An 18,423-nucleotide genomic window follows, 5' to 3' on the forward strand; every position below is an offset into this window, starting at 1 on the left:
GCGGTTCTAAGCGGTTAGCGTGACCATAGTCGCGCCCTGTTTCCCCCACCCGCCCGTTTATTACGCCCGTGTGAAACATTCGCCGCCTGGACCGATCACGCCGACCGAGCATCCCGCGCCGATCATGCTGATCGCACATCCCGAGCATCCCGCGCACATCATGCTGATCGAGTAGCCCGCGCAGCGGGCGTATCGAGATCCCCCCTCCCATAAGCTGACCGGATGTCAGCCCGCCCCCGGCGCCCCACCCTCGCCGATGTGGCCCGCTCGGCCGGCACCTCCGCCACCGTCGTCAGCTACGTCGTCAACAACGGCCCGCGCCCCGTCTCCCCCGAGCTCCGCGCCCGCGTCGAGACCGCCATCACCGAGCTCGGCTTCCGCCGCAACACCCTCGCCGAGGCGCTCAGCGTCGGCCGCTCGAACCTCGTCGGCCTGCTCGTCCCCGACTCCTCCAACGCCTTCTTCGGCGAGCTGGCGCGCGAGATCGAGCACGAGGCCCGCCGCCGCTCGCTGCTGACCCTCCTCGGCAACACCGAGTACGACCCGGAGGTGGAGCGCGGCTACGAGCGCACCTTCGCCGACCTCCGCACCGCCGGCATCCTCCTGATCACCATCGATCCCGCCAGCACCGCTGACACCGCCCCGCGCGTCTTCCTGCACTCCGCGGCTCCCACCGACACCGAGCCGAGCGTCGTCTTCGACGACGAGCAGGGCGTGCGAGCCGCGGTCGAGCACCTGCTCTCCCACGGCCACGAGGACGTGCACTGCGTCACCGGCCCCGACGACTTCGGCCCCTCGGGCCTCCGCGCCCGCTTCTGGGCGGAGGCGATGGAAGGCGCCGGAGGCCGCCTGCACCGCGTACCGATGGATCGCGTCTCGGCCGAGGCCGCCCTCCGCACGATCCTGCGCACCGAGCGCCCGCGGGCTGTCTTCGCCACCACCGACGAGCACGCCCTCGCCCTCCTCCGCGCCGCCTCCCAGGAGGGGATCCGCGTCCCGGCCGAGCTCGCGATCGTCGGCTTCGACGGCATCCGCGAGGCACTGCTCGGCGGCGTCCGCGTCACCACCGTCGCCGTCCCCGTCCGCGAGATGGCCCGCATCGCCTTCGAGCTCCTCGACGAGACCCTGGCCGACGCCCCCGTGCGCCACGTCCTCCTGCCGACCACCCTCGTCCTCGGCGAGACCTGCGGCTGCACCCCCGCCCCCTGACGCCGGATCCACTGGGAAGAGTCGCCCGCAGACCTGCTGGTCGGGCAGCCGCACAGCGGTCCCCTCATGCTGGTCGAGCAGCCGCGCAGCGGCGTATCGAGACCCACCGTCCGATGAAGGCCAGGTCTGCAGACTCGTCCTTCCGGCGCTGCCGGCTCTCGATACGCCCGCTCCACGGGCTACTCGATCAGCATGGGGCGCGCCCGACAGTTCGGATCTGCAGACCACGGCACCCGCTCCAGACGCAGAACATCAGCCGGGAGTCACTCTCAGCGCCCCTCGGCGACGACGCACGTCCTCGGCTGACGTTCTGCCGCCGCCGACGCGCAGAACATCAGCTGAGACAGGGGTCCCTCCGCTGACAGCGGAGGCCGGGTGCTCTCAGCTGATGTTGTGCGCGCAGCTCCCCTCCCTGCCGGTCGACCGACCGCGCAGCGCCCCTTTCATGCCGGTCGACCAGCCGCGCGGCGCCCTTTCATGCTGGTCGAGCAGCCGCGCAGCGGCGTATCGAGACCCCGCCCTCAGCCGATCGCCGCCAGCCGCCCCACGACGCCCTCGCCCAACTGCGCCACGTACCCCTCCGGGTCCGGCCCCTGCGGCGCGAGCTCGACCAGCGAGATCCCGAGCGCCGCGTACTCCTCCATCGCCCGCACGAACCCGTCAGGGTCGCCGACCGGGTCGCCGCCGCCGATGATCGTCTTCGTGATCGCGTCGTAGTCGCGCCCGAGGTCGTCGCAGTGCCGGCGCAGCACGTCGAGCTTGTGCGCGATCCCCTCCGCCCCGATCGCGAACAGGTTGCAGGCGTCGCCGTACTCCGCGACCAGACGCAGCGTCTTCTTCTCGCCGCTGCCCCCGATCAGGATCGGCGGACCCGGCCGCTGGATCGGCTCCGGGTGGTTCAGCGTCTCGGCCAGCTGGAAGTGCTTCCCCGAGTACGGCCCGTCGTTCTCGCTCCACATCTGCTTGCAGATCTGCAGCGTCTCCTCGAGCCGCTCGAACCGCTCCTTCAGCGCCGGATACGGCACGCCCAGCCCGAGGTGCTCCCGCTCGTACCAGGCCGCACCGATGCCGAGCATCGCCCGCCCGCCCGACAGCACGTCGAGCGTCGTCACGATCTTCGCCAGCAGCCCCGGGTGCCGGTAGGTCACCCCGGTCACCAGCAGCCCCAGCCGCAGCCGCTCCGTCCGCCCCGCGACGAACCCGAGCGAGGTGTACCCCTCGAGCATCGGATCCTCGCTCGTCGCGAACTGCTCCATCTGGAAGTAGTGGTCCATCAGCGTGAACCACTCGCAGCCGACGTCCTCCGCCGTCCGCGCCGTGGCCCCCAGGATCGGCGCGATCCCGGCACTGCCCCCCGGCAGCGTGAAGTTCATGAAATGAATGCCGACCTGCATGCGCGCGCTCCTGACGTCAGTGTCCTCCGAGCCTGTCACGCAGCGCGGACCCGGTCACGCGCCCTGAGCGCTTTCGCTGCTCACTGCGCTGCGTGCCTCAGGATGAGGCGCGGAAGCTCATGAGCTGAGGGCCTGGTGATGACGGAGGTCTGCGGTTCGCGCAGTCCTTTCCGGAAGGGCCGGTGCGCCACGTCGAAGCAGTGGCGTCAGCCACAGCAATGGACCCGTCAGCGCGGCGCGTACCGCGTCAGCACCGCGCCCTCCGGCAGCGGCTCGCTGCCGACGAAGCGCAGCTCCGGTCGGAACCCGGCGGCGAAGTACGGCGTCCCTCCGCCGAGGACGAACGGCTGCGTGTGGAGCCGGTACTCGTCGATCAGCCCGGCCGCGCCGAGCGAGGCGGCCAGCGTCGGCCCGCTCACCTCGATCGCACCGTCGGTCTCGGACTTGATCCGCCGGAACGCGTCGACCGCGTCGGAGGCGATCAGCGTCACACCCTCGGGCACCTCCGTCACCGTCGACGAGAAGACGACCTTCGGAGTCTCGACCCACGCCTGCGCGAAGTCCTCGGCGACCTCGTCCCACTCCGGATCGGGCCGGCCCCAGTACGCCATCATCCGCCACATCCGGCTGCCGTAGACCGACAGGGCGGCGGCCCGCTGCCCCTCGTTGAAGACCCGGTGCAGCGCGGGCCCGGGCGCGGGGAAGCCGGAGATGTCGCCGTCCGCCGCCGCGACGAAGCCGTCGATCGACACGAGCATCCCGTAGCTGACGAACCCCATCGGAGCCTCCTGACCGGTGCGACCCCGGCGTCGCACGCCCCGATGCTAGCCACGCACCCGCGGCGCCCGGAAGAGGAGACGTCCGGACGAGTCCTACGCCCCGACGCGGAACCGGCGCCCGCCGAACTCGACGACGTCGCCGACCGCCAGCTGCCGCCCGCGCCGCCGGTCCACCTCGCCGTTCACGCTGACGAAGCCGTCCGCGACGGCCTCCTTCACCTCGCCCCCGGAGTCGAGGATCCCCGCGAACTTCAGGAACTGCCCGAGCCGGATGCTCTCCCCGTCGAGCGCGACCTCCTCGACCGGTTCCTGTGCAGCCACGAGCGTCAGACCGCCGGGATGTCCGCGAAGCGGGAGAAGTGGCCGTGGAAGCCCACGGTCACCGTCCGGGTCGGACCGTTGCGGTGCTTGGCGACGATGAGATCGGCCTCGCCGGCGCGCGGGTTGTCCTTCTCGTAGGCGCTCTCGCGGTGCAGCAGGATCACCATGTCGGCGTCCTGCTCGATCGAGCCGGACTCGCGGAGGTCGGAGATGGCGGGCAGCTTGTCGGCGCGCTGCTCCGGTCCACGGTTCAGCTGCGACAGCGCGATGACCGGCACCTGCAGCTCCTTCGCGAGCAGCTTCAGCGCACGGGAGAACTCGGAGACCTCCTGCTGGCGGCTCTCGACCTTCTTGCCCGAGGTCATCAGCTGGAGGTAGTCGATGACGACCATCTTCAGGCCGATGCGCTGCTTGAGCCGGCGGCACTTCGCGCGGATCTCGACGAGCGTGAGGTTCGGCGAGTCGTCGATGTAGAGCGGGGCGTCGTTGATGCGGCCGCGGGTGGAGGCGATGGTCGTCCAGTCGCGCTGGTCGACCGTGCCCTTGCGCATGTGCTGCAGCGGAACGGACGCCTCGGCCGAGAGCAGGCGCATCGCGATCTCGCTGCGCCCCATCTCGAGCGAGAAGAAGATCGTCGCCATGTTGTGCTTGATCGCGGCGGCGCGGGCGAAGTCGAGCGCGAGCGTCGACTTTCCGAGTGCCGGTCGCGCCGCGACGATGATCATCTGGCCGGGGTGGAAGCCGTTGGTGAGGTCGTCCAGGTCGGCGAAGCCGGTCGGCACGCCGGTGAAGGCCCCGTCCTTGTGCGCCGCGGCCTCGATCTCGTCGATGGCGACGGTCACCGCGTCGGTCAACGGGACGTAGTCCTCCGCCGTCTCCGACCCGGTGACGTTGTAGATCTCGGCCTGCGCCGTGTTGACGAGGTCGAGGACCTCGCCCTCGCCCTGGTAGCCCATCTGCGCGATGCGGGTGCCCGCCTCGACCAGGCGGCGCAGCAGCGCGCGCTCGGCCACGATCGACGCGTAGTAGCCCGCGTTCGCCGCGGTCGGCACCATCGCGGTGAGCGAGTGCAGGTAGTCGGCGCCGCCGGCGCGCTGCAGCTCGCCCTGCTTGGTCAGCTCGTCGGTGACGGCGATGACGTCGGTCGGCTCGCCGTGCGAGTAGAGCGCCAGGATCGCCTCGAAGACGATCTCGTGCTTGGGGATGTAGAAGTCGGTCGCCTTGACGCTCTCCACGACGTCGGCGACGGCGTCCTTCGAGAGCAGCATGCCGCCGAGCGCCGACTGCTCCGCGAGCAGGTCGTGCGGGGGCGTGCGCTCGTTGCTGCGCGGGGAGTCCCCTCGGGAGTCCCGCCCGTCTCGTCCGTCCGAGCCGGGAACCGCCAGGTGCGCGATCGTCATGCCTTCGCCTCCTCCTGTCGGGTGCCTCGCGGAACGGGTGGCGACACGGTCGAGCCGTCTGTCGCGAGTGCCGGGAACAGGTCTACGCCCGACCTCCGACAGCGGACGCTCGGCGCCCGCCCCGCTCCCCTCGCGGGGCGCTGCGCCACACTACGGACCGCCCGCCGCCGGGGTCAAACCACCCTGTGGAGAGAACTGTGGAGAACGAGCGGGAAACGCCGCGCCCGCTGTGGGCAACATGTGGAGAACCCTGTGGGAACTCGACTGTCGGACAAGTTTTTTCAGCGGCCTGACCAGGCCTTTCCCGCTTTCCACAGGTGTGTGGGAAAAAGAGTCTCCAGACCACATTGAAGGTTGCCCTCCCGCGAGGGTGTATGTGGATGGAGCTGTGGAGAACCGCAACGACGAAGGGCGGTGCGAGGGGACCGTGAAGTCCCGTCGCACCGCCCTCCGCGGCGTTCTCGCGGCCTTACTTGGCCGCGACCACCTGCAGCTTCACGGTGGCCTGGATGTCGTCGCGCAGACGCACCACGGCCTCGTGCTCGCCGACGTTCTTGATCGCGTTCGAGATCACGATCTTGCGCTTGTCGAGCTCGCCGTAGCCGGCCGCCGCCACCGCAGTCGCGATGTCGGAGGTCTTGACGGAGCCGAAGAGGCGCCCGTCCTTTCCGGCCTTGACGGTCAGCTTCACGCGGTTGGCCTCGAGGACCTGCTTCGTGTGCTGAGCCTCCTCGATGGTCTTGTGCTCACGAGCGGCTCGCGCCGACTTGATCTGCTCGACCTGCTTCTCGCCACCGCGGGTCCACGCGACGCCGAAGCCCTGCGGGATGAGGTAGTTGCGGGCGAACCCGTTCTTCACGTCGACGACGTCGCCGGCGGAGCCGAGCCCGTCGACCTCGTGGGTCAGGATGACCTTGGACATCTTCTACCTACCTTCCGCTGCCGGCGTAGGGCAGGAGCGCCATCTCGCGGGCGTTCTTGACGGCGCGGGCGATGAGGCGCTGCTCCTGGACGGAGACGCCGGTGATGCGACGGGCGCGGATCTTGCCGCGCTCGGAGATGAACTTGCGAAGGGTCGGGACGTCCTTGTAGTCGATGACGCCCACGCGGACCGACTTCGCGGGGGCCGCGTTCTTCGCGCCCTTGCCGCGGATCGGCTTGCGGCGGTCGCCGCTGCTCTTTCCAGCCATAGTGGTTTCCTTAGATTCTGGTACGCGTCCGTCCGCACCCCTCTCGGGGCGGGGACGCGTGATTCAGGTGAGGGCGCGCTCGAGCCGGAGGCTCAGAACGGCGTCTCGTCGTTGTAGCTGCCCGGCGTGCTCCACACGTCGCCACCGGCCGGAGCGCTGGGCGCCCACGGCTCCTCGGCCTGGCCGCCACCGCGGTTGCCGCCGCCGTTTCCGCCGGAGCCCCCCTGGTTGCCGCCGTTGCCGCCGCCGAAGCCGCCCTGGCTCGCGCCCTGGTTGCCACCGCCGCCGCCGACCTGACCGCGTCCACCGCCGCCACCGGCCGCGCGCGTGACCTGAGCGGTCGCGTAGCGCAGCGAGGGGCCGATCTCGTCGATCTCGAGCTCGATGCTGGTGCGCTTCTCGCCTTCCTTCGTCTCGTAGGAGCGCTGCTTCAGGCGGCCGGTCGCGACGACACGGCTTCCCTTGGTCAGCGTCCCCGCGACGTTCTCGGCGAACTCGCGCCAGACGGAGGCCCGGAGGAACAGCGCTTCGCCGTCCTTCCAGTCGTTCGCCTGACGGTCGAAGGTGCGCGGCGTGGAGGCGATGGTGAAGTTCGCGACCGCGAGCCCGCCCTGCGTGTAGCGCAGCTCGGGGTCGGCGGTAAGGTTCCCCACCACGGTGATGATCGTCTCGCCGGCCATCAGCGTTACGCCTTGGGAGCGGCCGGAGCCTTGGCAGCCTTGCGGGCGGCCTTCTCGTCGGCGAGCTTCTTGGCGGCGGCGACCTGGGCGATGCCCTCTTCGGCGCGGAGCACCTTGGTGCGCATGACGGCCTCCGACAGCTTCAGCTGACGGTCGAGCTCGTTCGCGGCGGCCGAGGTCGACGTGAAGTCGACGATGGCGTAGATGCCCTCGGACTTCTTGTTGATCTCGTACGCCAGACGACGGCGGCCCCAGACGTCGACCTTGTCGATGGATCCACCATCGGTGCGGATGACGTTGAGGAACTTGTCGAGACTCGGAGCGACGGTGCGCTCATCGATCTCGGGATCCAGGATGACCATGAGTTCGTACTGATGCGTCACTAACCCACCTCCTTCGGACTGAACGGCCACGGTATTTCCGTGACAGGAGGGTATGTAGCATCTGCCCACTCCCGCGGACGCGAGTGCGTCTGGTCATGGACAACCTGACGACCCTACCACTCGCGGGACTCCGAGCCCAGGGCCGATCCGGCGGGATCCGCGGTCGCCTGCCGGATCCCGCCGTCACCGGGACGCGCTACCGCTGGATGAACGCCAGCAGGTCCGGGTTGAGCACGTCGGCGTGGGTGGTCAGCATGCCGTGCGGGTAGCTCTCGTAGATCTTCAGCGTCGAGTCCTGCAGCAGCTCGTGCTGCTTCAGCGCCGCGTCCTGGTACGGCACGACCTGGTCGTCGTCGCCCTGCAGCACGAGGACCGGGACGGTGATCGCCTTCAGGTCCTCCGTCTGGTCCGTCTCCGAGAACGCCGTGATGCCCTCGTAGTGCGCGAGCGCACTTCCCGTCATCCCCTGGCGCCACCAGTTGTCGATCACCGGCTGCGAGACCTCCGCGCCGTCGCGGTTGAAGCCGTAGAACGGACCCGACGCGACGGCCTGGAAGAACTCGGCGCGGTTCGCGGCGAGCGCCTCGCGGAACCCGTCGAAGACGCTCATCGGCGTGCCCTCGGGGTTCGCCTCCGTCTGCACCATCAGCGGCGGCACGGAGGAGACGAGGACCGCCTTCGCCACGCGGCCCTGCGGCTGGCCGTACTGCGCGACGTAGCGCGCGACCTGGCCGCCGCCGGTGGAGTGTCCGATGTGGACCGCGTCGTGCAGGTCGAGATGCCGCACCACGGCGTCGACGTCGCTGGCGTAGTGGTCCATGTCGTGCCCGGTGCCGACCTGCTCCGACCGTCCGTGACCGCGGCGGTCGGTCGCGATCACGCGGTAGCCGTGCGCGTGGAAGAAGAGGAGCTGCGCGTCCCAGTCGTCCGAGGACAGCGGCCAGCCGTGGTGGAACACGATCGGCTGCGCGTCCGCGGATCCCCAGTCCTTGTAGTAGATCTCGACGTCGTCGTCCGTGGTCACATACGGCATGGTCGTACCTCCGTGCTCGGGTCGGCCCGGGGCACGCCCGAGTCGACGTCAGCGTGCGCTCCTCCCCGAAGCAGGGGAGAAGTGGCTCCACGATAGGCCTGCCGCGTCGCGACACGGAGGGATCGCTCCGAAGTTCGAGAACCGTTCAGACGGTCTTCCGGAGGACGGGACGGATCTGGTGCCGGACGGCGCGGAGGGACAAGCTGAGCGCATGACGACGCAGCAGACGATCGACCCCTCCGTCCCGCCGAGCGGCCCCGGCTGCGTCGAGTGCGAGCAGTCCGGCTCGTGGTGGCTGCACCTGCGCCGCTGCGCGCTCTGCGGGCACATCGGCTGCTGCGACGACTCGCTGAACCGGCACGCGACCGCGCACTTCCACGAGACCGGCCACTCGGTCATCCGGAGCTTCGAGCCCGGCGAGGAGTGGTTCTGGGACTACCGGACGGACGACTACGCCGACGGTCCGCGTCTCGCCGACCCGCAGAGCCACCCCGCCGACCAGTCGACGCCCGGACCGGCGGACCGGGTGCCGCGCGACTGGCAGTCCGTTCTCACGGACCGGGACTGATCGGCTCCCGATCCCGCGCGACGACGCTCAGCGCGCCGCCCACCACTCCTTCAGCCGCCGGGCGGCCTCCTCCTCGCCGAGCGGTCCCTCCTCGAGTCGCAGCTCGAGCAGGAACTTGTACGCGAGCCCCACTTCGCGCCCCGGCGGGAGATCCAGGATCGCCATGATCTGGGTGCCGTCGAGGTCGGGCCGCTTCGAGGCGAGCTCCTCCTTCTCGGCGAGCTCCGCGATCCGCTGCTCCAGGTCGTCGTAGGCGTGCGCGAGCCGGTCGGCCTTGCGGGTGTTGCGGGTCGTCACGTCGGCCCGGGTCAGGATGTGCAGCCGCTCGAGCAGCGGGCCGGCGTCGGTGACGTAGCGGCGGACGGCCGAGTCGGTCCAGGCGCCCTCGGTGTAGCCGAAGAAGCGCAGGTGCAGCTCGATCAGCCGGGCGACGTCCGCGATGGTCTGCTTGTCGAACTTCAGCGAGCGCAGCCGCTTGATCGCCAGCTTCGAGCCGACGAGGTCGTGGTGGTAGAAGCTGACCGCTCCGCCCGGCTCCAGCCGCCGCGTCGCCGGCTTGCCGATGTCGTGCAGCAGCGCCGCGATGCGGAGGGTGACGTCCGGCGCCGCGCCGGGGTTCCGCTGTCCTTCCAGCGCGATCGCCTGCTCCAGCACCGTGAGGCTGTGCACGTAGACGTCCTTGTGGTGGTGGTGCTCGTCCTGCTCCAGCCGCAGGGCCGGCAGCTCGGGGAGGAAGTAACCGGCCAGACCGGTGTCGACGAGCAGCTCGAGTCCGGCCCGCGGCGAGGCGGTCGCGAGCAGCTTCCGCAGCTCCTCCTGCACCCGCTCCGCGGAGACGTCGTCGATGCGCGGGGCCAGCTCGGCCATCGCCCACTCGACCTCGTCGGTGGTCCGGAAGCCGAGCTGTGAGGTGAACCGCGCGCCGCGCAGCATCCGCAGCGGGTCGTCGCCGAAGGAGAGGTCGGCCGCGGCGGGCGTGCGCAGCCGGCCCGAGAGCAGGTCCTCCACTCCCCCGGCCGGGTCGACGAGCACGATCTCGGGCAGCCGCAGCGCCATCGCGTTGACGGTGAAGTCGCGGCGCACGAGGTCGCCCTCGAGGCTGTCGCCGAACTCGACCTCGGGCTTGCGGCTGACCCCGTCGTAGCTGTCGCTGCGGTAGGTGGTGATCTCCACCGTCTCGCCGGCGATCCGCGCGCCGATCGTGCCGAACGCCCGGCCGATGTCCCAGTGCGCCTCGGCGATCGGAGCGACGATCCGCACGATGTCGTCGGGCCGCGCCGAGGTCGTGAAGTCGAGGTCGTGCACGCCGTGGCCCAGGAAGGCGTCGCGGACGGGGCCGCCGACCATCGCGAGCTCGTGGCCCTGCGCGGCGAACGCCTCCGCGAGCCGGGCCACCGTCGGTGTCGCCGCGAGAGCTCGGAGGGTCTCGAGGGCGGTCTGGACGCTGTGCATCCGGCAGATCCTACCGGGGAGCCGTGACCGGGCCGCGGTGCGCGCCGGAGTGCAACCGCCTCGACCGGTTACGGCTCCTGAGCGACTCCGCAGCGCATCCCGCGGCCCGGCAGACGGCTGCCCGGAGGCCTGCCCGTAGAATCACCCGCATGGAGGCCGAGTGAGTTCGATGCGTCGGCACGACCTCACCCCCTCCAATCGTCCCCGCCCCCGGCGAGCGGTCCCGCAGCTGCTCCGCTCCGCCGGTGCCGCTGCGCTGTCGATCGCGCTCCTCGGCGGCGCCCTCCCCGCGGCGGCGGACGCCGCTGAGCGCACGGCCCTCGAGTCCGGGCAGGCCACCGTCACGGCGACGGTCGGCGCGGCGAACGACGGCGTCCTCCTCCCCGGCGACGACCTCCAGCTCGCGATCTCCGTTCGCAACGGCACCACCGAGTCGATCGACGGCGCGCGCGTCGAGGTCGCGATCGACGAGGACACCCTCGACTCCCGGGCCGAGCTCGCCGAGTGGCTCGACGGCGAGTCCGAGGACGAGGGCACGAGCACCGGCGACGGCGCCGACGTGCGACTGCTCCCCTCCAGCTCCGCCCAGGTCGGCGTCACCGTCCCCGCGGCCTCGCTCCCCTTCTCCACCGACTCGATCCGCGACCCGGAGGCGTTCGGCACCCACGCGATCTCGGTGACCGTCAGCAGCCCCGGTGGCACCGTCGCGACCGCCCGAGGCGTCGTCGAGCTCTCGACCGGCTTCCCCAGCGAGCAGGAGACCGGCGTCAGCGTCCTCGTGCCGCTCACGGTCCCCGACACCGCTGACGGCCTGCTCTCCGCCGAGACGCTGCAGGACTACACCCAGACCACCGGCACGCTCTCGCGCCAGCTCGACACCGTCGACGGCCGCGCCGTGACCATCGGAGTGGATCCGCGCATCCTCGCGTCGATCCGGGTCCTCGGCGACACGGCACCGGAATCGGCGACCGCCTGGCTGGACCGGCTCGAGTCGGTGCCGAACGAGGTCTTCGCCCTGCCCTACGCGGATGCGGACGTCGCCGCCCAGGCGCAGTCCGGCCTGTCCACGCTCCTGGCGCCGACCTCGTTCGAGTACGCGCTCGATCCCACCCTGTTCGCGCCGACGAGCTCGGGGACGCCGACCCCGACGGCGGTTCCCGGCGATTCGACCGCCCAGGACCTCCCCGAGCGCCCGACGACCGAGTCGCTCCTCGCGTTCGACTGGTCGCCGACGGTCGGCCGCATCGCCTGGCCGGACGACGGCACCGTCCGCGCGGCGGATCTCGGCGTGTATGCCACCGGCGGCATGAGCCGCACGGTCGTCTCCTCCGACAATCTCGAGCTGCCGGACGGCGTCACCACGACGACCCGAGCCGCCATCGACGACCACGACGTCATCGTCGCCGACAGCGCCCTCTCCACCGCCTTCGACGCCGCCGTCAGCGCGAGCACCGACTCGGAGTGGCGCGCGAGCACCGCCGACCTCACCGCCGACCTCGCGCAGGTGCAGCGGGAGGGCGAGTCCCCCGACGTGGTCCTCGCGCTCGACCGCGGTGCGGCGATCGACGGCGTCCGCCTCGCGCAGACCCTCGACGCCGTCGACGCCCTGCCCTGGGCCGAGGGCTCGTCCCTCGCCGCCGCCCTCACCTCGCCGGCGACCGAGGACGCGACGATCATCGACAGCCCGGAGTCGGAGCAGCGCCTCGAGGGCGTGTCCGACCTGCTGACCGCGGCCGCCCGCGTCGAGTCGTTCTCGGCCGTCCTCACCGAGCCGCAGCTGCTGAGCGGCAAGCGCCGCAACGACCTCCTGGCCCTGCTCGCCGTGACCTGGCGCGAGGACACGACCGGCTGGCAGGAGGCGGTCACCGCCAGCCGCGAGCAGGCCGACACCACGCTCTCCTCCGTCGCCATCGAGAGCTCCGACAGCGTCACCCAGCTCTCCCGCGACTCCAGCATCCCGGTCTACGTCCGCAACGACCTGCCGTGGCCCGTGACGGTCCGGATCCAGGCCTCGACCTCGAACGCCGTCCTCGACATCGACGAGTCCTCGGTCGAGCCGACGGCGATCGACGCCCGCTCGCAGGGCCGCGTCCTCATTCCCGTGAAGGCACGCGTCGGCAACGGCGAGACCGAGCTCCGGATGCAGCTGACGTCGCAGGACGGCACGCCCATCGGCGCTCCCACCGGCATCGTCACCAACGTCCGCGCCGACTGGGAGACCGTCGGCACCCTGGGCGTCGGCATCCTCCTCGTCCTCGTCTTCGGCGCGGGCATCCTCCGCAACATCCGCCGGCGCCGCCGCGGCGACACCCCCGAGGAGGACGAGGAGGACCCCAACGCCCCGCTCGCCGTCCAGCCGGGCCTCGACGACGACCGAACGGATTCCCGTGGCTAGCTTCTCCCTCGGTCGCGCGAGCGCCGTCCTCGCCTCCGGCACGATGGTCTCGCGGGTCCTCGGCTTCGTGATGTCGCTGGTCTTCACCCAGACCATCGGCCTCGTCGGCCAGGGCCCCGACGCCTTCACCGTCGCCAACGGCCTTCCGAACACGATCTACGCGATCATCGCAGGCGGTGCGCTCAACGCGGTCCTCGTGCCGCAGATCGTGCGCGCCGGTCTCCAGGCCGACGGCGGTCAGCGCTACATCAACAAGCTGCTGACCCTCGCGCTCCTCGTCCTCCTCGGCGCCGCCGTGATCGCGACGCTCGCCGCACCCCTGCTGATCCAGCTGAACGCCTCGCAGTACGGGCCGGAGCAGACCCGCCTCGCCGTCACCTTCGCCTACTGGTGCCTGCCGCAGGTCTTCTTCTACGGGCTGTACACGATCCTCGGCGAGGTGCTCAACGCCCGCGGCTCCTTCGGTCCGTTCACCTGGACCCCGGTCGTGAACAACGTCGTCGCCATCGGCGGGCTCCTCGCCTTCCAGCAGCTCTTCGGCTCCGACGGCAAGGGCCTCCGCGCGGCGACGGAGTGGTCGCCCGAGATGATCGCTGTGCTGGCGGGCTCGGCGACCCTCGGAGTGGCACTGCAGGCGATGCTGCTCGTCTTCTTCTGGAAGCGGGTCGGTCTGCGCTACCGACCCGATTTCAGCGTCCGCGGGGTCGGCCTCGGCCGCGCCGGGAGGATCGCCGTCTGGACCTTCGCGACCCTGCTCCTGACGGTCGCTGCAGGCTTCATCGAGAACAACACCGTGAGCGCCTCCTCGGGCGAGGACGCCTCCGCCACGGCGCTGCAGAAGGCCTGGCTCGTCTTCATGCTCCCGCACTCGGTGATCGCCGTCTCGATCGCCACCGCGTACTACACCAAGATGAGCGGCCACGCCTCGCGCAACGAGATGAAGGACTTCCGGAGCGACATCTCCACCTCGATCCGGGTGGTCGGGCTCTTCCTGTTCTTCGCCACGGCGGCCCTCGTGGTCTGCGCCCGCTCCTTCGCGACGATCTTCGCGCCGACCGATCCCGTCGCCGCCGGGCAGATGGCCATGATCATCACCGCCTACGTCATCGTGCTGCCGCTGTTCTCGACGCTCGCGATCGTGCAGCGCGGGTTCTACGCCCTCAACGACGGCCGCTCGCCGTTCCTCTACACGCTGGTGCAGACCGCGATCATCGTCGTCGGCTGCGGGATCGCCTTCCTCCTCCCCGACGACTCGACCGCGTTCTTCGTCGCGCTCTCGATCTCGGCGGGTGTCGCCGTCCAGGCGCTGATGGCGTGCCTGATGCTCAGGAAGAAGCTCGGCGGCTGGGGAGGGACGCGCATCGTGCTCCGCTTCGCCACCTACGCCGCCGCGACCCTCCCCTCGATCGGCGCCGGCGTCCTGGTGATGTTCGTCCTCGCCCAGGCCGACGACTACCCGGCCGCGGGCTGGCCGCAGGCCCTCATCTCGATGGTGCTCACCGGCGTCGTCATGGCCCTCGTCTACTTCGGCGTGCTCTGGGTCCTCCGCGTCCCGGAGCTGCGCGCGATGGCCGCTCCGCTCCTCCGCCGCCTCGGGCGCTGACGCGGCACGGGACGCCCGAGCGTTCCTGAGAGCCCCCGTCGCGACACTGGGACGTCACCGGACCGGTGGTGCGCCCCCGGGCGCGACGTGGAAAGGTGGGGGCGTCCTCCGGCAGAGCCGCCTCCCCCCTCCTCCCTCCCGCCGATCCGGAAGGCGCGATGCGCTCCACCTTCGTCCTCCTCCGCGTGCTCCTCGCGGCCGCCGTCCTCACCGCGACCACGGTGAGCTTCCTCGACTCCCACGCCTTCTGGGTCGAGGCCCGGTTCCGCGACCGCGCGACGCTCGCCGCCAACTTCTTCAGCTACATCACCGTCGAGGTCTGCCTGCTCGCAGTCGTCGTCCTGCTGATCGGCGCCGTCGTCCTCGCCCGCGGCGCCCTGCCGGAACCGCGCTGGTTCGCCTGGCTGCGGGCCGGCGTCGTCACCTACATGGTCGTGATCGGAGTGGTCTACAACCTGCTCCTGCGCGGCACGGTGGTCACCGGCGCCGGTGCCGGTCAGGACTGGACCAACGAGGTCATGCACGTCATGGCGCCGCTCGCGCTGATCCTCGACTGGCTCTTCGCGCCCGGCCGGCGCCGCCTCTCCTGGGCGGTCGTCCCGGCGCTGCTCGCGTTCCCGGTCGCCTGGTTCGTCTACACGATCATCCGGGCGCCCCTCGTCTACGACCAGATGAAGCACGAGCAGGTCTGGTACCCGTACCCCTTCCTCGATCCGCGCCTGGCGGACCCGCCGATCGTCCCCGGTGGGATGATCGCGGTGGTGTTCTACGTCGTCGCGATGACGGCGGTCTTCGCCTCGGCCGGCTGGCTGACGGTCCTGATCTCGCGCCGGTCGATCGGGCAGCGCGGCACTCCCGCGGGCTCGGCGGAGAAAGAGCCGGTCAACGCGGCTTTCTGAGCCGTCTCGCGGAGAGCCGTTCGGCGACCCTGACCGCGGGCCGAGTGCCCCGGACGCCGCGGAATAGGCCCCGCCTAGGATGTGTTGTAGCCCCTGGAGCCCGGGAACGACAGAGCGAGCGGGACCGGCTCCGCGGATCCGCTCCCAGCACCGGATCCGGGCAGACCACCCCCTCCGGCGGACCGCCGGATCAGCCCCGCTCAGCACAGACCTCGAGGAGTTGCCGTGCGCGACATCGTCATCATCGGATCCGGCCCCGCAGGCTGGACGGCCGCCATCTACGCGGCGCGCGCCGATCTGCACCCGGTGGTCGTCGCCTCGTCCGTCGAGATCGGCGGCGACCTGATGAACACCACCGACGTCGAGAACTTCCCCGGCTTCCCGGACGGCGTCCTCGGCCCGGAGCTGATGACGGCCATGCAGAAGCAGGCCGAGAAGTTCGGCGCGGACACCTTCTACGACGACGTCGTCTCCCTCGACCTCGAGGGAGAGACCAAGACGATCCACCTCGGCTCCGGCGAGAGCATCGAGGCGAAGACCGTCGTCGTCGCGACCGGCTCCGCGTACCGCAAGCTCGGCCTGCACGACGAGGACCGCCTCTCGGGACACGGTGTCTCATGGTGCGCCACCTGCGACGGCTTCTTCTTCAAGGGCAAGACCATCGCTGTCGTCGGCGGCGGCGACTCCGCGATGGAGGAGGCGACCTTCCTCACCAAGTTCGCCGAGAAGGTCTACGTCATCCACCGCAAGGACTCGCTCCGCGCCTCCAAGGTCATGCAGAAGCGCGCCCGCGACAACGAGAAGATCGAGTTCGTCTGGAACACCGAGGTCACCGGAATCACCGGTGAGAACCACGTCAACGGCGTCAAGCTGCGCAACACGGTCGACGGCACCGAGTCGAAGCTCGAGCTCGACGGCCTCTTCATCGCGATCGGCAACGACCCGCGCACCCACATCGTCCACGGCAAGCTCGACCTGACGACCGACGGCACCATCGCCGTCACCGGCCGCTCGTCGCAGACCTCCGTGGCGGGCGTCTTCGCCGCCGGCGACGTGATCGACCCGACCTACCGTCAGGCCGTCACCGCCGCCGCCTCGGGCACCGTCGCCGCCCTCGACGCCGAGCACTACCTCGCCGCCCTCACCGATGGCATCGCCAGCACCGAGGGCACTCCGGCCGCCGAGCTCCTCACCCTCTAGCCCTCCCACCACCCGCACTCGAGTCGGCGCCGCCGGCTCACGAAGGAGAAAATCGTCATGTCCACCGCGAAGAGCGTCACCGACGCATCGTTCCAGGCCGATGTCCTCGACTCCGAGAAGACCGTCCTGGTCGACTTCTGGGCCGAGTGGTGCGGCCCCTGCCGCATGGTCGCCCCGATCCTCGATCAGATCTCGGCCGAGCACGGCGACAAGATCGAGATCGTCAAGCTGAACGTCGACGAGAACCCGCAGATCGCCGCGAAGTACCAGATCACCTCGATCCCGGCGATGAAGGTCTACCAGAAGGGCGAGGTCGTCAAGACCGTCATCGGCGCCAAGCCGAAGCCCGCCCTCGAGGCCGACCTGGCCGCGTTCCTCTGAGTTCGACTCCCGACGGTTCGACCGTCTGACGAAGCCCCTGCGCCCCTGTGGCGCGGGGGCTTCGTCGTTACTGGCCGCTCCTCATGTTTCACGTGAAACGGCCGCAGAAGGCAGGCCACGGGCCGCGCAGTGGCGTCCCGCTCCCCCGGTCCTCCCGGACCCCGCCGAGTAGTCTGGGTCGATCCGGCTGACGGTCGGAGACCCTGTCCATCGAGCGGAGCGACATCACCGTGATCAACGCCGGCACCAACCTCGACCCCTGGTACGACTCCTACGCGGAGCGCACGGCCGGCCTCGCGGCCAGCGAGGTCCGAGCACTGTTCGCCGTCGCCTCCCGCCCCGAGGTGGTCTCGCTCGCCGGCGGCATGCCGTTCGTCTCCGCCCTCCCTCAGGACCTCGTCACCGACGCGATGGCGACCGTGATGCGCGAGCAGGGACCCGTCGCGCTGCAGTACGGCTCCGGTCAGGGCGTCCCGGTGCTGCGCGAGCAGATCCTCGAGGTGATGGCGCTCGAGGGCATCTCGGCCAGCGCGGACGACGTCGTGGTGACCACCGGCTCGCAGCACGCCCTCGAGCTCGTCTCGAAGCTGTTCCTCGACCCGGGCGACGTCGTCCTCTCCGAGGGCCCGAGCTACGTCACCGCCATGGTGATCTTCCGCTCGTACCAGGCCGAGATCGAGCACGTGGCGATGGACGAGCACGGACTGATCCCCGAGGCGCTGCGCGAGCACATCGCCCACGTGCGCGCCGCCGGCAAGCGGATCAAGTTCCTCTACACGATCCCCACCTTCCATAACCCGGCGGGAGTCACGCTGAGCTGGGACCGGCGGGTCGAGATCCTCGAGATCTGCAAGAGCGAGGGCATCCTCGTGCTCGAGGACAACCCCTACGGTCTGCTCTACTTCGAGGACGTGCCGCCGAAGGCGATGCGCTCCCTCGAGGAGGACGGCGTGATCTACCTCGGCACCTTCTCGAAGACTCTGGCGCCCGGCTTCCGCATCGGCTGGGCGCTGGCGCCGCACGCCATCCGCGAGCGGCTGATCCTCGCGAACGAGGCGGCGGTGCTCAGCCCGTCGTCCTTCAGTCAGCTCGTGATCTCGCAGTATCTGGCGACGGCGGACTGGCGCGCGCAGATCGACACCTTCCGCGGTGTCTACCGCGAGCGCAAGGAGGCGATGATCCGCGGGCTCGAGACGCACCTCCCCGGTCTCACCTGGACGAATCCGAACGGCGGCTTCTACGTCTGGGTCACCCTCCCCGAGGAGCTCGACTCGAAGGCGATGCTGCCGCGCGCGGTGAAGGAGCTGGTCGCCTACACGCCCGGCACGGCCTTCTTCGGCAACGGCGACGGGCGGCAGAACATTAGGCTGTCCTTCTGCTACCCGACTCCCGAGCGCATCGGCGACGGCATCCGCCGCCTCGCGACGGTCATCAACGGCGAACTCGACCTGCTCTCCACCTTCGCCGACGCCCGAGTGCGGAGAAGCTCCGGCGTCGATCAGTGCGACGCCGTCCTCCCGCCCCAGATCTCCTGAC

19 protein-coding genes are annotated in these 18,423 nt (G+C 70.4%); 9 read left to right on the forward strand and 10 right to left on the reverse strand.

What is annotated here, in order from left to right:
* The first annotated feature begins 19 nt into the window (after positions 1 to 19).
* Positions 20 to 175, forward strand: a complete 156-nt coding sequence (locus tag MT353_RS14505) for a hypothetical protein (RefSeq protein WP_243624960.1) — start codon at positions 20 to 22, stop codon at positions 173 to 175.
* Between the two features lie 47 nt (positions 176 to 222).
* Positions 223 to 1,209, forward strand: a complete 987-nt coding sequence (locus MT353_RS14510) for a LacI family DNA-binding transcriptional regulator (RefSeq protein ID WP_243624961.1) — start codon at positions 223 to 225, stop codon at positions 1,207 to 1,209.
* Positions 1,210 to 1,730: 521 nt separating this feature from the next.
* Here MT353_RS14510 and MT353_RS14515 read toward each other — a convergent pair.
* The 9 genes from MT353_RS14515 to MT353_RS14555 all read right to left on the reverse strand — a co-directional run bounded on the left by MT353_RS14515 (position 1,731) and on the right by MT353_RS14555 (position 8,389).
* Complete coding sequence (locus tag MT353_RS14515; protein WP_243624963.1) at positions 1,731 to 2,603, reverse strand: LLM class F420-dependent oxidoreductase; 873 nt, start codon at positions 2,601 to 2,603, stop codon at positions 1,731 to 1,733.
* 227 nt (positions 2,604 to 2,830) lie between these two features.
* A complete protein-coding gene (locus MT353_RS14520; protein ID WP_243624964.1) occupies positions 2,831 to 3,382 on the reverse strand; it encodes a dihydrofolate reductase family protein in 552 nt (183 codons plus the stop codon).
* 93 nt (positions 3,383 to 3,475) lie between these two features.
* A complete protein-coding gene (locus tag MT353_RS14525; RefSeq protein ID WP_243624966.1) occupies positions 3,476 to 3,703 on the reverse strand; it encodes an RNA-binding S4 domain-containing protein in 228 nt (75 codons plus the stop codon).
* A 5-nt stretch (positions 3,704 to 3,708) separates the two neighbouring features.
* A complete protein-coding gene (gene dnaB, locus MT353_RS14530; protein WP_123447283.1) occupies positions 3,709 to 5,103 on the reverse strand; it encodes a replicative DNA helicase in 1,395 nt (464 codons plus the stop codon).
* A gap of 469 nt (positions 5,104 to 5,572) precedes the next feature.
* Positions 5,573 to 6,025 carry a 50S ribosomal protein L9 gene (gene rplI / locus MT353_RS14535; protein WP_123447282.1) on the reverse strand — a complete coding sequence of 151 codons (453 nt, stop codon included), beginning with the start codon at positions 6,023 to 6,025 and terminating at the stop codon, positions 5,573 to 5,575.
* Positions 6,026 to 6,032: 7 nt separating this feature from the next.
* Positions 6,033 to 6,293, reverse strand: a complete 261-nt coding sequence (gene rpsR / locus MT353_RS14540; protein WP_056039813.1) for a 30S ribosomal protein S18 — start codon at positions 6,291 to 6,293, stop codon at positions 6,033 to 6,035.
* A gap of 92 nt (positions 6,294 to 6,385) precedes the next feature.
* The gene (locus MT353_RS14545; RefSeq protein ID WP_123706126.1) at positions 6,386 to 6,973 is read right to left on the reverse strand and encodes a single-stranded DNA-binding protein; all 588 of its coding nucleotides are present in this window, start codon (positions 6,971 to 6,973) and stop codon (positions 6,386 to 6,388) included.
* 5 nt (positions 6,974 to 6,978) lie between these two features.
* A complete protein-coding gene (gene rpsF, locus MT353_RS14550) occupies positions 6,979 to 7,356 on the reverse strand; it encodes a 30S ribosomal protein S6 (protein WP_123447279.1) in 378 nt (125 codons plus the stop codon).
* 196 nt (positions 7,357 to 7,552) lie between these two features.
* Positions 7,553 to 8,389, reverse strand: a complete 837-nt coding sequence (locus MT353_RS14555) for an alpha/beta fold hydrolase (protein WP_243624967.1) — start codon at positions 8,387 to 8,389, stop codon at positions 7,553 to 7,555.
* A gap of 211 nt (positions 8,390 to 8,600) precedes the next feature.
* Between MT353_RS14555 and MT353_RS14560 the strand changes: the two genes are divergently transcribed.
* Entirely contained in the window at positions 8,601 to 8,957 is a 357-nt protein-coding gene (locus MT353_RS14560) for a UBP-type zinc finger domain-containing protein (RefSeq protein ID WP_123706124.1), read from the forward strand.
* Between the two features lie 27 nt (positions 8,958 to 8,984).
* On the opposite strand, the gene MT353_RS14565 is transcribed toward MT353_RS14560, so the two are convergent.
* A complete protein-coding gene (locus MT353_RS14565; RefSeq protein WP_243624968.1) occupies positions 8,985 to 10,409 on the reverse strand; it encodes a CCA tRNA nucleotidyltransferase in 1,425 nt (474 codons plus the stop codon).
* A gap of 169 nt (positions 10,410 to 10,578) precedes the next feature.
* Between MT353_RS14565 and MT353_RS14570 the strand changes: the two genes are divergently transcribed.
* The 6 genes from MT353_RS14570 (at position 10,579) to MT353_RS14595 (ending at position 18,422) form a co-directional block, all read left to right on the forward strand.
* The gene (locus MT353_RS14570) at positions 10,579 to 12,804 is read left to right on the forward strand and encodes a DUF6049 family protein (RefSeq protein ID WP_243625001.1); all 2,226 of its coding nucleotides are present in this window, start codon (positions 10,579 to 10,581) and stop codon (positions 12,802 to 12,804) included.
* Positions 12,797 to 14,407: a murein biosynthesis integral membrane protein MurJ gene (gene murJ / locus MT353_RS14575; RefSeq protein ID WP_243624969.1), complete on the forward strand. Its 1,611-nt coding sequence runs from the start codon at positions 12,797 to 12,799 to the stop codon at positions 14,405 to 14,407. The genes MT353_RS14570 and murJ overlap by 8 nt, the downstream gene beginning before the upstream one ends.
* A gap of 158 nt (positions 14,408 to 14,565) precedes the next feature.
* Complete coding sequence (locus MT353_RS14580; protein ID WP_243624970.1) at positions 14,566 to 15,306, forward strand: Pr6Pr family membrane protein; 741 nt, start codon at positions 14,566 to 14,568, stop codon at positions 15,304 to 15,306.
* Between the two features lie 225 nt (positions 15,307 to 15,531).
* Positions 15,532 to 16,506 (forward strand): thioredoxin-disulfide reductase, encoded by a 975-nt coding sequence (gene trxB, locus MT353_RS14585; RefSeq protein ID WP_123736143.1) that lies wholly within the window; start codon positions 15,532 to 15,534, stop codon positions 16,504 to 16,506.
* Between the two features lie 57 nt (positions 16,507 to 16,563).
* On the forward strand, positions 16,564 to 16,887 hold the full coding sequence (gene trxA / locus MT353_RS14590; RefSeq protein WP_123447267.1) for a thioredoxin: 324 nt from the start codon (positions 16,564 to 16,566) through the stop codon (positions 16,885 to 16,887).
* 230 nt (positions 16,888 to 17,117) lie between these two features.
* Positions 17,118 to 18,422 (forward strand): PLP-dependent aminotransferase family protein, encoded by a 1,305-nt coding sequence (locus tag MT353_RS14595; protein ID WP_374204711.1) that lies wholly within the window; start codon positions 17,118 to 17,120, stop codon positions 18,420 to 18,422.
* Position 18,423 lies beyond the last annotated feature (1 nt).

The organism is Rathayibacter sp. VKM Ac-2927 (genome assembly GCF_022815525.1).
Classification (GTDB): Bacteria; Actinomycetota; Actinomycetes; order Actinomycetales; family Microbacteriaceae; genus Rathayibacter; species Rathayibacter festucae.

Coding starts and splice junctions, on each gene's coding strand:
- MT353_RS14510 (WP_243624961.1), top strand. CDS start 223: ATGTCAGCCCGCCCCCGGCGCCCCACCCTCGCCGATGTGGCCCGCTCG.
- MT353_RS14515 (WP_243624963.1), bottom strand. CDS start 2,603: ATGCAGGTCGGCATTCATTTCATGAACTTCACGCTGCCGGGGGGCAGT.
- MT353_RS14520 (WP_243624964.1), bottom strand. CDS start 3,382: ATGGGGTTCGTCAGCTACGGGATGCTCGTGTCGATCGACGGCTTCGTC.
- dnaB (WP_123447283.1), bottom strand. CDS start 5,103: ATGACGATCGCGCACCTGGCGGTTCCCGGCTCGGACGGACGAGACGGG.
- rplI (WP_123447282.1), bottom strand. CDS start 6,025: ATGTCCAAGGTCATCCTGACCCACGAGGTCGACGGGCTCGGCTCCGCC.
- rpsR (WP_056039813.1), bottom strand. CDS start 6,293: ATGGCTGGAAAGAGCAGCGGCGACCGCCGCAAGCCGATCCGCGGCAAG.
- MT353_RS14545 (WP_123706126.1), bottom strand. CDS start 6,973: ATGGCCGGCGAGACGATCATCACCGTGGTGGGGAACCTTACCGCCGAC.
- MT353_RS14555 (WP_243624967.1), bottom strand. CDS start 8,389: ATGCCGTATGTGACCACGGACGACGACGTCGAGATCTACTACAAGGAC.
- MT353_RS14560 (WP_123706124.1), top strand. CDS start 8,601: ATGACGACGCAGCAGACGATCGACCCCTCCGTCCCGCCGAGCGGCCCC.
- MT353_RS14565 (WP_243624968.1), bottom strand. CDS start 10,409: ATGCACAGCGTCCAGACCGCCCTCGAGACCCTCCGAGCTCTCGCGGCG.
- MT353_RS14570 (WP_243625001.1), top strand. CDS start 10,579: ATGCGTCGGCACGACCTCACCCCCTCCAATCGTCCCCGCCCCCGGCGA.
- MT353_RS14580 (WP_243624970.1), top strand. CDS start 14,566: ATGCGCTCCACCTTCGTCCTCCTCCGCGTGCTCCTCGCGGCCGCCGTC.
- trxA (WP_123447267.1), top strand. CDS start 16,564: ATGTCCACCGCGAAGAGCGTCACCGACGCATCGTTCCAGGCCGATGTC.